The sequence below is a fragment of the Anaerolinea thermolimosa genome, assembly GCF_001050195.2.
Taxonomy (GTDB): Bacteria; Chloroflexota; Anaerolineae; order Anaerolineales; family Anaerolineaceae; genus Anaerolinea; species Anaerolinea thermolimosa.
Genome location: NZ_DF967965.1, coordinates 2,431,917 through 2,446,253, shown reverse-complemented (window position 1 = coordinate 2,446,253; position 14,337 = coordinate 2,431,917). Strand labels below are relative to the sequence as shown.

Annotated in this window: 15 protein-coding genes and 1 tRNA gene; 5 read left to right on the top strand and 11 right to left on the bottom strand. The window is 54.7% G+C overall.

Going from position 1 to position 14,337, the window contains the following annotated elements; all coding sequences use genetic code 11:
- Positions 1-196: 196 nt before the first annotated feature.
- From ATHL_RS11055 to ATHL_RS19155, 3 genes are read left to right on the top strand one after another with little or no spacing between them, the layout of a single operon-like run.
- Positions 197-931, top strand: coding sequence for a DUF3267 domain-containing protein (locus ATHL_RS11055; RefSeq protein ID WP_162787677.1), 735 nt, complete (start codon positions 197-199; stop codon positions 929-931).
- Positions 928-1,977, top strand: a complete 1,050-nt coding sequence (locus tag ATHL_RS11050; RefSeq protein WP_062193578.1) for a uroporphyrinogen decarboxylase family protein — start codon at positions 928-930, stop codon at positions 1,975-1,977. Before ATHL_RS11055 ends, ATHL_RS11050 begins: the two co-directional genes overlap by 4 nt.
- Positions 1,978-2,008: 31 nt before the next feature.
- A complete protein-coding gene (locus ATHL_RS19155) occupies positions 2,009-2,803 on the top strand; it encodes a hypothetical protein (protein WP_162787676.1) in 795 nt (264 codons plus the stop codon).
- A 9-nt stretch (positions 2,804-2,812) separates the two neighbouring features.
- Here the strand turns inward: ATHL_RS19155 and recO are convergent, their stop codons facing one another.
- The 8 genes from recO to ATHL_RS11000 form a co-directional block, all read right to left on the bottom strand.
- Positions 2,813-3,589: a DNA repair protein RecO gene (gene recO / locus ATHL_RS11035; protein WP_062193572.1), complete on the bottom strand. Its 777-nt coding sequence runs from the start codon at positions 3,587-3,589 to the stop codon at positions 2,813-2,815.
- Between the two features lie 54 nt (positions 3,590-3,643).
- Positions 3,644-4,057 carry a cytidine deaminase gene (gene cdd, locus ATHL_RS11030; RefSeq protein WP_062193570.1) on the bottom strand — a complete coding sequence of 138 codons (414 nt, stop codon included), beginning with the start codon at positions 4,055-4,057 and terminating at the stop codon, positions 3,644-3,646.
- On the bottom strand, positions 4,054-5,358 hold the full coding sequence (locus ATHL_RS11025; protein WP_062193567.1) for a transporter associated domain-containing protein: 1,305 nt from the start codon (positions 5,356-5,358) through the stop codon (positions 4,054-4,056). The genes cdd and ATHL_RS11025 overlap by 4 nt, the downstream gene beginning before the upstream one ends.
- Positions 5,359-5,360: 2 nt before the next feature.
- A complete protein-coding gene (gene glmU, locus ATHL_RS11020) occupies positions 5,361-6,704 on the bottom strand; it encodes a bifunctional UDP-N-acetylglucosamine diphosphorylase/glucosamine-1-phosphate N-acetyltransferase GlmU (protein ID WP_062193564.1) in 1,344 nt (447 codons plus the stop codon).
- Positions 6,705-6,948: 244 nt separating this feature from the next.
- Positions 6,949-7,019, bottom strand: a tRNA-Gln gene (locus tag ATHL_RS11015).
- Positions 7,020-7,085: 66 nt separating this feature from the next.
- On the bottom strand, positions 7,086-7,400 hold the full coding sequence (gene rsfS, locus ATHL_RS11010) for a ribosome silencing factor (protein ID WP_062193562.1): 315 nt from the start codon (positions 7,398-7,400) through the stop codon (positions 7,086-7,088).
- A gap of 105 nt (positions 7,401-7,505) precedes the next feature.
- Complete coding sequence (thpR, locus tag ATHL_RS11005) at positions 7,506-8,084, bottom strand: RNA 2',3'-cyclic phosphodiesterase (protein WP_062193559.1); 579 nt, start codon at positions 8,082-8,084, stop codon at positions 7,506-7,508.
- A 9-nt stretch (positions 8,085-8,093) separates the two neighbouring features.
- A complete protein-coding gene (locus ATHL_RS11000; protein WP_236822370.1) occupies positions 8,094-8,558 on the bottom strand; it encodes a copper chaperone PCu(A)C in 465 nt (154 codons plus the stop codon).
- Positions 8,559-8,646: 88 nt separating this feature from the next.
- Between ATHL_RS11000 and ATHL_RS10995 the strand changes: the two genes are divergently transcribed.
- Both ATHL_RS10995 and ATHL_RS10990 read left to right on the top strand, forming a co-directional pair.
- Positions 8,647-11,253, top strand: coding sequence for a hypothetical protein (locus ATHL_RS10995; protein WP_062193550.1), 2,607 nt, complete (start codon positions 8,647-8,649; stop codon positions 11,251-11,253).
- Between the two features lie 93 nt (positions 11,254-11,346).
- Positions 11,347-12,216 (top strand): MBL fold metallo-hydrolase, encoded by an 870-nt coding sequence (locus tag ATHL_RS10990; RefSeq protein ID WP_062193544.1) that lies wholly within the window; start codon positions 11,347-11,349, stop codon positions 12,214-12,216.
- Between the two features lie 40 nt (positions 12,217-12,256).
- On the opposite strand, the gene ATHL_RS10985 is transcribed toward ATHL_RS10990, so the two are convergent.
- From ATHL_RS10985 to ATHL_RS18890, 3 genes are all read right to left on the bottom strand, one after another.
- The gene (locus ATHL_RS10985; RefSeq protein ID WP_062193540.1) at positions 12,257-12,991 is read right to left on the bottom strand and encodes a glycerol-3-phosphate acyltransferase; all 735 of its coding nucleotides are present in this window, start codon (positions 12,989-12,991) and stop codon (positions 12,257-12,259) included.
- A gap of 83 nt (positions 12,992-13,074) precedes the next feature.
- On the bottom strand, positions 13,075-13,479 hold the full coding sequence (locus ATHL_RS18895; protein WP_062193535.1) for a M67 family metallopeptidase: 405 nt from the start codon (positions 13,477-13,479) through the stop codon (positions 13,075-13,077).
- The gene (locus tag ATHL_RS18890; RefSeq protein WP_062193531.1) at positions 13,476-14,294 is read right to left on the bottom strand and encodes a DUF5656 family protein; all 819 of its coding nucleotides are present in this window, start codon (positions 14,292-14,294) and stop codon (positions 13,476-13,478) included. The genes ATHL_RS18895 and ATHL_RS18890 overlap by 4 nt, the downstream gene beginning before the upstream one ends.
- Between the last annotated feature and the right edge of the window lie 43 nt (positions 14,295-14,337).

Below are 14,337 nucleotides of genomic sequence, written 5' to 3'. Positions count from 1 at the left end.
TACCCTGGACCAACAACCCCACCGAACAAGTGATAGGCAGGATGAAAATGCGTGCCCGAACCGTTCGAGGCTACAAGACCTGGTCGGGTATGGCCAGCGGGTTGATGGTGGCTGGAGTAGGGGTGGCATAGTCTGCCGATGGTATTTGAGGGAGAATACTGCGCCCACTTCTTTTTTTCAATTTCACCAACCGTTTTTGGGACAAACACTTGACGCCCCGTATGGAATTGAGTTTCTGTTTTCATCCTATAATTTAAAGGATCGTATTGTCATTCATTTTGCAGGAGCAGTGATCATACCTTCGCGCTTGACTGTCAACGATCTTCAACAATCGGAGAGGTTTCTCCTTCTGGATACACTCTCTCACCATGATCTTCTCCCCTTTCTGGTACAGTATGGTCTGAAGCAGGTCAATCCGGTGACAGTATCGTTTTACATCGGGCTGGCACTATACCTTGGGGTGACCCTCTCGGTGGGGATACGGATGGGGTACAACGCTTTCTCATGGATCATTCAGGTACTCTGGGCTACAGTTGCCTGGTTGGTTTTAATCCCCTTCCATGAGGGTATTCATGGGCTGGTCTATTGGGCTCTGGGAGCGAGAGACATCCGGGTGGGAGTATCTTTGCGAGAAGGTGTGGTTTATGCCATCGCGCATGGTTTTGTGGTCAACCGGCGAGAGTTCATTGGCCTGGCGCTTGCGCCCACGGTGTTGATCAATGGGGGACTGGCTGTGCTGGCGTGGTGTGCAGAACCTCTGCGTTTTTTTGCCCTGGCACTTTCAGTGTTACATTTCAGTTCAGCCGGTGGAGATTGGGCTTTACTCTCCTATCTTTGGGTGAAACGTGCCCACCCCGTGTTTACTTATGATGATGCTGATCGAAAAATGAGCTATTTCTATGCCATGAAAAAGGAAGGATGCCTGCAATGATGAGACCCTCCGTTCCTCCTCTTGCCCCTCAGCGAGAACCGGATTTTCGTAACCTTCTGGCGGTTCTGGAACGGCGAAGGCCTGATCGCCCGACCCTGTTTGAGTTTTTCCTGAACGAACGCCTGCATGAAAAACTGACCGGTATTCCCACCGATTCGCTGAGTTCGGCACTGGAATTTCACCTGCAAAAAATGTGGGCCTTTCGGAATGCCGGTTATGATTACTATGATATCCTCCTGCCGGGGTTTGACTTCCCCGCCGGGCCGGTGGAGAAACGCCGTACTGTATCGCAAAATGAAGGGGCTGTAATCCGTGACCGGAAAAGCTTCCAGCAGTATTCATGGATGGATCCGGACGCTGCAGATTGGGCGCTCCTCGACCAGGTAGCTCACGAGCTACCTCCCGGAATGCAACTCATTGTATATGGGCCGAGCGGGGTGCTGGAGAACGCCATTAACCTGGTGGGGTATGAAGCTCTGTGTATGTTAATCGTGGATGACCCTGACCTGGCAATGGATATTTTCGGTGAGATCGGTAGCCGCCTGGAACGGTATTATTCCATCGCGGCGCGGCATCCGGCAGTGGGGGCCTGCATTTCTAACGATGACTGGGGCTTCCGCACCCAGACTCTCTTTTCGCCTGCGGGGATGCGTCGGTTTGTCTTCCCGTGGCATAAACGGATTGTTCAGGCGATTCATGCCGCAGGGAAGCCTGCCATTTTACACTCCTGTGGGCACTTCGAGCGTGTGATGGATGACATTGTGAACGAAATGGGTTATGATGCCCGCCATTCGTATGAGGATACCATCCTGCCGGTTGAAGAAGCCTACGAACGCTATCATCAGCGGATTGCCATTCTGGGTGGGATTGACGTGGATTTTGTCTGCCGGGCCTCACCCGAAGAGGTTTACCGGCGGAGCAAGGCGATGCTCGAACGCACGCGTGAACGGGGAGCGTATGCCCTGGGGACGGGCAACAGTGTACCTGAATATGTGCCTGATGAAGGATATTTCGCCATGATTCGGGCTGCGCTGGAAGAGGCGTAACCCGGACGGCTTCTTTACGACTCAATTCATAATGAACAAGAAAATTTCTAGGTTCCTGGTTGTGGCAGCGCTTCTGGGGCTGGTCCTGGCAGGGGCTCAGTGTCATGGATTGGGTGTGAATCCGGTAATTTCTGCGCCTTTGCCAGCCACCGTGACCCTGACGTTCTCTCCGTCACCGCTGCCCTCCTTGACGCCAACGGCAACTTTTACGCGCACCCCCACCTTCACTCCCACGCACACGTCCACTCCTACCCCCCAACCGACGGCTACACCTACTCCCTCGGCTACACCTACGCCTGAGTACCCACCTGTGACCGTGAAGATGCAGGCGAACTGCCGGTATGGTCCGGGCACGGCGTATCTGTACCGCTGGGGGCTGTACCCTGGAGATAAGGCTGATGTGCGCGGGCGTAACTGGAATGGAACATGGTACTGGATTCATCCCTACAACCTCGAAGGGGCAAATTGTTGGGCTTCTGAAATTGTCTTTGAGGAGCGAGTTGATCTGAGTCAGGTGCCGGTGGTGAATATACCACTGCCGCATACCACCTTCGCCGGGCCGCCGGGGAATGTGCGGGCTGTGCGTGAGGGCGACCGGGTGACAGTGACCTGGGATGATGTGCCGTTGAGTGAAGACAAACGCCGGGGTTATCTCATCGAAGCCATGGTTTGTCAGAACGGTGTGGTGATTCCTTTCATCGTCCACACCGATACGGCGTCGTACACTTTCAAGGATGAAACAGGCTGCGGGGAAAAATCGGGAGGGTTGCTCTATACCGCCGAAAAACACGGTTATTCTGATCCGGTGGTGATTCCCTGGCCATGAAGGAGCGTTTCAGCCGCCGATCTGGCGCCCGCGTCGGATTTCTTCGAGGAAGCCCGGAGAGTTAAGCCGCCGCTCGAGGAGGTAGGTCAGGTAATGACGGAGGGTATGTTCCATTTCGGCACGCTGGCTGGCATTGGGGGTGGCTCGTAGCGCCTCGGTAAAGGGACTGCGTTGCAAATGGCGCAAAAAGCGCAGGGCATCTTTGCTGATTTCACGGGCGGTGGCAAAGCGCGGAGCACAGCGCGGGCAAACGACTCCCCCCTGAGAGGGGTCAAAGAATTGATCTTCCGGTTGGATGGGTTTTTCACAACTCACACATCGAAACAGCTGAGGGCGAAATCCCACCAGGTCGAGCAGGCGCAGCTCATAAAAACGCACGGCCAGAAATGGATCTTCCAGCGATGTGATGCGTTCCATGACCTCGACCGATTGCTGGTACAGGGGCCGGTTTTCTTCTTCATCAAAGGAAAAACGGTCCAGTAATTCCATAGCATAAGCGGCATAAGCGGTTCGTAAAAGGTCTTCGCGCAGGGGGAGATAAGCGTCAACGGTCTCGGCCTGGGTGACAATCCAGAAATCACGCCCGCGGGCCAGCTGAAGGCGCACCCGGGTAAAGGGCTCCAGGTGGCCTGCCTTGCGAGATTTCATTTTCCGCACCCCTTTTGCCATGGCGCGGAGTTTCCCGGCTTCACGGGTATAGAGCGTGAGTAAACGGTCAGCTTCGCCCATCTCAACATGACGCAGGACGATGGCTTCAACCGTCAGTGTGTGGATGGTGGGGGTCATACAGGAAAACCCGGATATACTGCCTGAACGGTATGTGCAGGCGGATCAGAGAGATTACCCGCTCTTTTCCAGGGCTTCGGCAGTGAACGCGCCGGGAAGCAGCCCACGCACGGTGGTTTCCTGGACGATATTCCCGTTGCCATCCACAATCAGAACCAGGGTGTCCAGGCCGAACTCTGCCAGTACCTGTCGACAGGCGCCGCAAGGGCTACCCCCATTGTGGGTGGCGACGGTGATGGCCACAAATTCACGCTCTCCTTCGGACACAGCCTTGAAAACAGCCACCCGCTCTGCGCAAATTCCGGAGGGATAGGCGGCATTCTCCACATTAACCCCATCATAAATCTTCCCGGAAGCGGTCAGAAGGGCCGCACCTACCGGATATTTTGAATAAGGGGCATAAGCCCATTTTCGCACTGTCAGGGCGGCTTCGATCAATTGCTGGCGTTGTTCATCGGTCAGGTTCATGGCGTTGCTCCTTCTGGTTCGCCTTCCTGGTTGTCTGTCAGTTCACCGGGTGTGGTAGGGGTGCCGATCTTCCTGGCGCGCACCTTGCGAATACGGCGGCCACTGATGGCCTCTACTTTCAATTGTAAACCCTCAATTTCGACGGTTTCACCGCCGTTGGGAATGCGACCTACCAGGCCATAAATTAATCCACCCAGGGAATCGGCGATATCTTTGTCCAGGTGCGTGCCCATAATTTCATTAAAGTCGTCCAGATCAATGCGCGCGTTGAAGATGTATTCTCCGGGAGCTATCTCAGTGTAGAGTTGTTCTTCTCCCTGATCGTATTCGTCGCGGATTTCCCCGACAATTTCCTCCACAATGTCTTCCAGAGTGACCAGCCCGGCCACGCCGCCGTATTCATCAATCACGATGGCGATGTGAATGCGGCGAGCTTGCATTTCGTCGAGAAGTTCATCTACCTTCTTCGCTTCCGGCACGAAATAGGCCGGGCGCAGCATGTCTCTCAGGGAGGCAAGGGTTTGCCCTTCTTGCGGGTAGACCAGCAAGAGGTCTTTGGCGTACAGCACGCCCACAATGTTATCGATCGTGTCTTCATAAACGGGCAGACGCGAATGTCCCGAATCTTTAAGCGCCCGGAGGGCATCTTCGAGTGCGGTGTTAATCTCCAGGGCGAGCATATCAATGCGTGGTACCATAATCTCGCGGCAAAGGGTCTCGCCAAACTGGAAAATCGAGTAGATCATCCGGCGTTCGCCTTGCTCCAGGCTACCTTCGGAAGTGCCCTGGTCTACCCAGTTGCGCAGCTCATATTCCGTGATCGGGCTGAGGCGTTGTTGCAACACAATGGGTGAACCGAGCAGCCGAACCAGGATCGAAGAGAACGGACTGAAGAGCCAGTCGACCAGCCGTGCGGCACCAGTAAGGCGCAAAGCCCAGAGCTCGGCATGGGGGAGCAATAATCCTTCGAGCAGGTGTTCCAGGGTCAGAAGAACGAGAGCTCCGAGGAAGGCAGAGAGGATCCCCAGGGTGAAGTTCGGGGGCTGAAGCCAGTGGAGGATGAACCAGGCCGCCATACTGCCGAGGGCAAAGTGAACGGTTACCACGCCCATCCGCAGGGAGGTTCGCAACCGGGGTTTCTCGAGCAGGGCAAGGGTGGCCTGCACCTGTCCGGCGTACTGGTCTCCCATATCCATGAGGGCCGGCAGGCGGGTGTTGAGCACACTTCCGCGAACAGCAGCGAAAAACAGATCGAGGAAGATCAGCAGAATAAAGAGCAGCCAAAAGGTCTCAGCGAACATCCTCATGCTTTCTTGACGAACGGGCGGGCTGGCACTCCGACCACAGTCGTATCATCGGGCACATCGTGGGTTACTACAGCCCCGGCCCCGGTGCGCGCATTCCTGCCAATTTTTACCGGAGCAACAAGCATGGTGTCACTGCCAATGAACGCTCCTTCTCCGATTTCGGTTTTATGTTTATGAACCCCGTCGAAATTGCAGGTGATTGTCCCTGCTCCGATGTTCGTATGGGCGCCAACCACTGCGTCGCCGATGTACGAGAAGTGGCCCATGTGAACTCCTTCTCCCAGGTAAGACCCTTTCACCTCGCCGAAGTTTCCCATCTTTACTCCACGTGCCAGATGGGCTCCAGGTCGCAGGTGGCAGAAAGGCCCCATTTTGACGTCATCCTCCAGGATGGAGCTTTCGAGGTAGGATGCCAGGATGCGGCAGCGATCGCCGATGCGAGTGTTCTCTATGATCGTGTCCGGACCGAGGGTACAACCTTCGCCAATGACAGTGTTTCCACGTAAATAGGTGTTGGGCCAGATGATGGTATCCATGCCAATCGTGACGCCCGGCTCAATATGGGTGGAGGCAGGGTCGATGATGGTTACTCCTTCGAGCATCCAGCGGGTGTTGATGCGCTTACGCAGCACGGCCTCGGCTTCTGCCAGATGGATACGGGTATTAATGCCGATGGCTTCATCAGGGTCGTCGGTTTTCAACGCCTGGATGGGAAGGTTTTCGCGGGTGGCCACTTCTACCAGGTCGGTCAGGAAATATTCTCCCTTGGGAGATTTCTGAATCCGGCGCAACGCTGGCCACAACCAGCTGGCGCGGAAACAGTACACTCCCACATTGAGCTCGCGCACGGCCAGCTGTTCAGGTGTGGCTACGGCTTCTTCCACCACGGCCCTGACTGTACCCTCCGGGGAGCGTATTACCCGTCCGAAACCGTGAGGATCGTCCATTTCTACGGTGAGCAGGGTAAAGGGGCCAGGGTTGTTTTGTTGCATGGCGACCAGCTTCTGGAGGGTTTCAGGTCTTAAGAGGGGCATATCTCCATACGTGACCATGACGAACTCTGCCTCACCGGCAGCCAGGGGTTCTGCAGCGAGGACGGCATGGGCGGTTCCGAGTTGCTCTTCCTGAACGGCAAAGCGGGCTGCTTCACCCACTGCCTGCCTGACAGCGTCTTCTCCATGCCCTACAACCAGAATGGGTTTCTCTCCGCCCAGACTGGCGGCAATTTCCAGTGCGTGAAGGACAAGGGGTTTCCCGGCCAGGAGATGGAGCATTTTCGGAAGGCGAGAGCGCATGCGTGTTCCTTTTCCAGCGGCCAGGACGATGGGTGTAAGGTGCATCGAAAGATTCTCCTTCGTTCTCTGAGAGGTTGTTAATCGGCGATAGCCGTTTGAGCGAAGAAAAGGGATAACCGAATCAACGTTCCTTCTTTCTCAAACGACGGCATTTCATTGAGTGCCCTCATTATATTTTATTTTGTGGTATTACGGGCGGAAGGTTCGTCAGTATAAAAGAGGAACCCGTGGATTTAAGGCGATTGTATCCATTAAAAAAGGACGGGGTTCCGTCCTTCTGGTGCTTGAGCTGGGGCGCCTGGATTCGAACCAAGATCCACAGATCCAAAGTCTGGTGTGCTGCCATTGCACCACGCCCCACTGTTGAGTGTGATTTTACCAGATTTATTGCCCCTGACAATGAGGAAATTGATCAGGATACCCCATTTATTGCAGGCGCAAAAGAATCTTTCCGCGATGCCACAGCGTTTCGAGCTGGTAGTACTCCCGCTGATCGGGGGAGAAGAGATGGACAATGACATCTCCCAGGTCAACCAGCATCCAGCCGTCCTCGGCGCGCCCTTCAATGCGTACCTCAAGCTGGAATTTTTTGTGGGCGTTCTCGGCAACCGCCTCGGCGAGGCTGTTTAACATGCGGTCGCTGGTTCCGTTGCAGAACACAAAATAATCGGTAAAGGTTGCAATTTCGTGAATATCCAGGAGAAGAATTTGCTCTCCTTTTTTCTCTTCCAGCACATCCACCGTGCTGCGGGCGATTTCAATAGCGTTCAGGCTTCACCTCAATCAAAATTTTGGGAAAATTGTAGCATAAAAAAGGTGTCATGACCCCGAAGATCTGCATGGATTTTAAGTTTTCAGGCGTGCTTTAAAAAGCGGGATATACATTGCTCCTCCGGGGCGCAGGTCGCTGCGGAAGAGAATGATTTCGGCTACTGGAGCTGTACCTACTTCACCTACCTGATGAGTGGCCAGTGCTTCGGCGATCTGGCGTATCTCACCGGGGCCGGCGTGGGGCGAAATACGTCCCAGAGTCAGATGCGGTGAAAAATCACGCTCTTCGGAGGGGTATCCCAGGCGGGCTGTTTCACGGTCGATGCTCTGTTGCAGTTCGAACAGCGCGGGTTGCGCTTTGACACCCACCCAGATAACCCGTGGACGATTGCGGTTGGGGAACGCCCCCAGGCCTTCGAGGCACAGGGTGGAAGCGGTATGATGTGCAGCTTCGCTGGCGAGAACTTGTTTCAGATGGTCAAGATTTCCCGGAGAAATGTTTCCCAGGAATTTAAGGGTAAGGTGCATGTTCTCCGGGGTTACCCAGCGCACCACTGATGGGGTTTTCCGCTGCAACTGGTCAATGATGGTTCCGAGCCTGTTCCGGATTTCAACGGGAAGTGGAATGGCAATGAAAGCCCGGATGGCATCCATAGTTCTTCTCTAAGGCTCCTTGACAGGCACATCCAGCGTGATGGCGCCAGCTTTCTCGAAGTTAAGGGTAAGGCGGATCGTATCGCCAGCGTGAAGGTCCTGCTTCAGACCAACAAGCATCACGTGCAGCCCGCCCGGTTCAAAGACTACCCGACTTTTAGCATCGATAGAGACTTTCTCCTGCGGTTCCATCATCATCATGCCGTTTTCCATACTGCTCCGGTGCAGTTCAGTAGAACCGGCAACATCCGTTTCGGCGCCAAGCAAGGTATCGGCTTCTGAAGTGGGGTTATCGATAACCAGATAAATGGCACTATTATCTCCTGCTGCTCCAGGGCGTGCCCAGGGCTGGGTCACCTGAAGGTTTTTGGGGCTGCAAGCCGTGAGAATCAGGAGAATGGCCAGGCTTAAGGCGAGGATTCGTGAGAAGGTAGGGGGCATTGCACTCCTTAAAGGTTGAAAAGTGGCTGCCATAAAGTATAGTAAAGCCATCAAGGACTGTCAAGAAAACGATGCTCATCAGGGTAGATGCGTGTACAATATGCAGAACAGGTGAAGTTTGATGAAGATGCGCGTTTTCTTTGCGAGTTGGGTGGTCTGCCTGGCAATGCTGTGTTCCGGGTGGGCAGCAGAGACAGCCCGGGGGGCAGGAGTGCAGCAGAATACGGTGATCCGGCTGGTTGCTCCTTCTTCCTGCCCTCCGGGAGGATGTGCGGCCGGGCAGCGATTGAGCTATCAGCTTGAATTTGAGCTGGGTGCGTACGACGCTTCGCAGGTGGTCCCCAATGTGAAGGTTTGTGTCTATATTCCGAGTAACTGGTATGACTCATCGACGGTAGCGCTCGATGCGGTGGGGGGGATCACGGGTGGTTCATACAATAATGTGGTATCCACGACCGGATGCTCGCAGGATCTGGTCCCGCCCACCGGTTACATCCTTGCGGCAGCGGGTGAGGCGGTTTTTAATAATGTTTTTGTTTTTCACGACTCTCTTGGCTTTAGCTTTCGCATGGCCAGTACTGCCACCGCTCCGGGTAGTGTGCTCATGCGGGTTTTTGAACTTACGCCTGCAGGCTGGACGCGGACGGCGCAGGTCTTCACCCCGCAAATGACCCCGGTCTCGCCTGCGGCCACCCTTTATGTGGCCAGCGATGCGGCAAGTTGCACGGGGTCACCCTGCTATATCAACAGCAGTGATGATCTACCAGGCGGGGTTGGAACCGGCCTGAAAGATGCGGTGGACGCCGCCCCGGCCGGGGCCCGCATTATTGTTCTGGGAACGGTGGCCCTCAAAAGTAATCCCGTGCAGATTAACCGGCAGGTTTCTATCGAAGGCAGCGGTGAAGCCACTCTGACCTCCAGCGGAGGATGCAGTAATCCCATGCTGGAGTTTTCTGCCGGAGGTGCTCTGCGGGGACTCAACCTTAACGATGGATCCTGTACTGCGCCTGACCGTACCCTGGTTTCGGTCAATTCTCCTGCAGATGTGATCCTCGAGTCGAATGATCTGACCGGTGGGGGGGATGCCATCCGGGTAGTGAACAACACCGGGAATCTCACCGTCCGTTATAACCATATTCAGGGCAACAGTGGCTATGCTCTGTACTGGGGTAGCGGTTCACCCGGAGGCAGTCTGATGATGGTGGCCAACAATGTGATACAAAATCGTTCGGGTGATCCTGTGGAGTGCTCCGCCGGAGCGACGGCTGTGGTTGCCAACCGACGGATCGATCACAATTACTGGGGCGGGGTTTCAGCACCGGCGCAGGCTTCTACGCATTGTGTGGTGGGTGCCGGAAAACAGCTCGGTGCCCCAATTGCCCTTAACCCGGCAGGCGCGGGTGTTCTGGCAGAACGAATGACGGTGACCACGAACAAAATCTATCGTTTTAATAACCAGATCGCCGTCAAACGTTCGGCAGATGGAGGGGATTTTGATCTTTATCTGGTAGACCACGGAGCATCCGTGCCGGATGCAGTTCCGTTTACAAACTCCTTTGCGGGTAGTCCAAATCCCTGCAGTGACTACTGGGATGTGTTCCTGGCCGATGGGGCAGTTGCGAGTGGCTCACTGGAGCTTTCGCTTAAATACAACCGTTCTTCTGCCTGTGTGGCAGCGATCGAGTCGAGTCAGTATTGCGGGCAAACGGCTTCCAGCGCCAAATATCCTCTGTGGTGGTATGACCCGGCCGGACAGGTTACTGCCGGATGGGATACCACTGGCCAAAACCCTGCGGGTAGCGGGGCCGGTGGGGTCAGCGGGCAGAGTACCAGCTGCAACCTGGCTCTGGATGAAGTGACCGTGACTCTCGATAATTCGGGGCGCCCGGCGCTGTCCAGTGATCTGGGTTTTACACCGTTTGTAGTGGGGGTGATTGTACCGGTTACTTTTCAGACGCTGGCCAGTGACCAGACGGTCACGGTGCGCTGGACGACGACCAGTGAAACGGATTTAAGCGGTTTTTATGTCATGCGCAGCCTTGCACCTAACGGGCCGTTTGATCCCGTCAGTGATCTGATCGCCCGAAAAGGTTCTGCGCTGGCTGGAGGAGACTACATCTTTGTCGATCGTGGTCGAACCAACGGGGTGACGAATTACTACCGGTTGAAGATCGTCCGTACTGATAACTCATTTTTCTACTCTGATATCCTTTCCATCATTCCAAACCCGGCAACGGTTACCCCCACGTTGACCCCCACTCGTACGATCACCCCCCGGCCTACCTTCACACCTTTTTTCCGCCTGCCGACCCCTACCCGTTTCCCAACACTCACGCGTCTGCCATTCACTCCTACGCGTTCTACCCTGGGAAGTCTCACTGCCACACCTACTCCCTTTTTTATCCCTTCCACTGGTTCCGTCACGGCGACGATCCCGGCGTATGCTGGCCCTGAGGAGACAGATTTCACCCCCGGACTGACCGGCTCCCCGCATCCTTCAGGATATCCACCGGCAGGCACTTCTGAGGGAGAGACCCGGGAAGTTTCAGCTACTCCAACACAAGTGTCAGAAGTGCTTACCCCAACCCCCACAATATTACCGGCTGTCACCCAAAGCAGGCGTAATGCTTCAGACTGGATCAGCCTGGTGCTTGGCCTGGCCCTGAGTGGAAGTGCGGTATTCGGGCTGACCTGGTTCCTGTTTTTACGGCGGAAATCCCCGTCATGAGGACGATGATAGCCCGGGGAGGAAGCGTTTTTTTGACTTTTCGATTCATTTGTGCTATTCTTGTGCCTGTTAATCTTCAGGCAGGAATATTCCATGCAGCGCGAACGCATTTCTGAAAATGTCTACTGGTTCCAGAGCGAAATCTATGCTCAGGTCACTGCTGGCGCAGTGACTGGCCCTCAATGGGCGGTGGTGATTGATACCCTGGCCATCCCCGACGAAACGCTTGCCATGCGTTCCTTTATTGAGGAAGAGTTGGGAGTGCCTGTTCGTTACGTGATTAATACCCATTACCATGCCGATCATTCCTGGGGAAATTGCTTTTTCCCGGGGGCAACGATCCTCGGGCATGCTCTCTGCCGTGAATTCATGCTGGAAAAGGGACAGAGTTCTCTTGAAGCGGCGCGTAAACAAAACCCTATTTTTAAACAGGTCAAGATTGTCCCTCCCCATATAACTTTTAATGACGGAACGGTCATGTTGAGGGTCGGGAAAAAGAACCTGATTCTTTCCTGTACACCAGGCCACAGCCAGGACGGAATTTCTGTCCTGGTAGAGGAAGACCGTGTCCTCTTTGCCGGTGATGCCTTTTTGCCTTTGCCTTATGTGGTGGATGGGGATCTCGACACATTAGCCGAGACCATCCGAAAGATCGGAAAGATGGGATTGGAGAATATCATTCAAGGGCATGGGGATATCATTCTGCGCGGTGAGATTGACGATGCCGTGAAGGAAAACCTGACTTACCTGGCTTCCATTCGTAAACAGGTGCGCGCGGCCATGAAAAAGCGCAACCCGGTAGATGCCCTGGCGATGATCGACCTTGAATCCTGCGGGAAGAGCCGTGTTTACCTGGGCGGGCTGGCCGAAGAATTACATCGCCGTAATCTGAGGTACCTGTTCCGTACGCTGCAGACCTCCGAATCTGAGCCGATGGTTCGCGAGGAAGAACTTCTGGATTAAAACCAAAAAGCCGGATAATTTCCGGCTTTTTGGTTGAAGATCAGTGGGTAGCGTTTTGTTTTTTATTAACGGGTCGGGTAGGGTTTTCTTGCCGTTTCCCGGCGGTGCGTTTTTTCTGGAGGGCGGCGCGTAAACCCACAACGCGTTCGGTACCGTTCGCCAGGCGCACCAGGTTAGGCCGTAAGGCCCATAACAGAGCCATCAGACTGGCTGCTCCGTAGAGAATGTACTGCCAGGGATATCCTTTGAAAAGTGCCAGGTAAGCGAAAATAACGGTGGTGCTTAAAGCAATGCTGATGGTTGTAAGCGAGGCATATCCTACAAGCAGAAAAACCAGCAATCCAACCGGCAGGATGATCAATCCGCTGGGCAGCCATAAACCGAGCGCCCCGCCAAAGCAGGTGGCACCACCAGCTCCGCCCCGCAGTTGAACTTTCCCGTCGGCGCGCCTCTCGAGCAGGTAAATGGAATAATTGTGGCCCAGGATGGCCAGGAGAGGTGCAGCAACCTGAAGCCAGACCTTCCAGGGTGAATCGGGGGGAATGAGCCAGTTGACGATCCACAGGGTGGAATATCCCTTTAAAACATCCCCGATTGCGGTAAGTATCCCGGCGAAGGTACCAGCGGCGCGCATGACGTTGGTGCCACCGGTACGCCCACTTTCAATGGTGCGTACATCTCGCCCGGTGGAGATTTTCACAATAAGCCATCCCACCGGGATCGATCCCACCAGATAGGATAAGATTAAGACAGCCGCAATTTGAACCACAAGCATTTTTTCTACCTCTTTTTCAGATAACCCTGTTCGGGTGGTAAGGATACGTGATCCAGTTAAAAATAGAATGAGATTATGAAAGGTTAATCATCGGCAATTTCTAGCATACAGGGGGTAACCTTTTGGTTATCCAGTTGAAAGGCATTCCACTGCCAACCTGAAGAGGCGCCCGAAAGGATGATATAAGCAACCCCAGGGTAGGAGAACTCTGCCCGATCGGTCTCAGAGGGGGTAGGGGGGCCGGTGGGGTGAGAATGATAAATGGCCAGAAGTTCCAGGCCTTCGGTTTCGAAGCGTTGAAAAGCGCGGAGCTGTTCATGCGGCTCCATACGAAAGCGTACCGCGCTGTGCAGGCTGTTGGTCACCGGAACGATTAGCCGGGCTTCCCCTTCCACCCCTCCGATCAGGCCACAGGCTTCTTCAGGCAGGCATTGGGTGGCGTGGTCTACCATTTGCTGAAGGTGAGAGCGAGTCAGTCGAATGTTCATCCGCGCACCAGGATGGCCATGATCCAGGACAGGAGGATCATTATCAGCGGCTCTATCAGCAAAGCTCGTCCGCTTCGTCCTTCTTCCAGCCCTACTGCCGTGCTGACCAGGGCGTAGGTAGCCCCAACCAGAATCAGGCCAAACTGAAGGGGGGTGAGCGGCCAGTAATGCAGGCCCATAACTATCTGCCCGATCACAATGGTAATCACCAGTGGCCATTTCCAGACCCATCTCCCGCCCAAACGCAGGTATAACGTTCGGAGGCTGGCCAGAAAAACTGCCACTGACAGGGCGGAAAGGATGCTGTATAAGCGAAGCCCTGCTGCTCTCAGGGCCACGGCCAGGACGAGAAAGAGGGCAAAGGCCACTGCATTCAGGACGACGACGGCGGGGGCGTAACGAATATCGCCAGGGTCGAGGGCAATGTATTCTGAAACAACGACTGCCAGCAAGAGAAGCCCGCCGAATAAAAAGATACCCCACCATGAGAGGCTGACCTCTAAACGGTTGAGGGGAACACTGATCACCCAGGCCGTAAGGGCAGGTAATAGCCAGTGGCGGGTGCTTGTACCTTTTTCCTGGTAACGGGGGTGGCCGCGGATTAACCAGTCTGCCCCCACTCCAGAGAGCGCGGCAGCGAGCAGAGAAGTAAACGTGGCAAAATTCAGATTAATGTTCAAAAGGAAACCGGGAAGCTGGAGCTGTATCAAACGGGAGGGTAATTGAATAAAGGGAGTCACGGCATAGGCCAGTAAAATAACCGCTGAGAGCACACTCAGACGGTTGATATCTGGCAGGTGGCGGTGTTCATCCATCGTTCAAAATTATATCGCCAACCATGCTACAATGAAGGGGTTC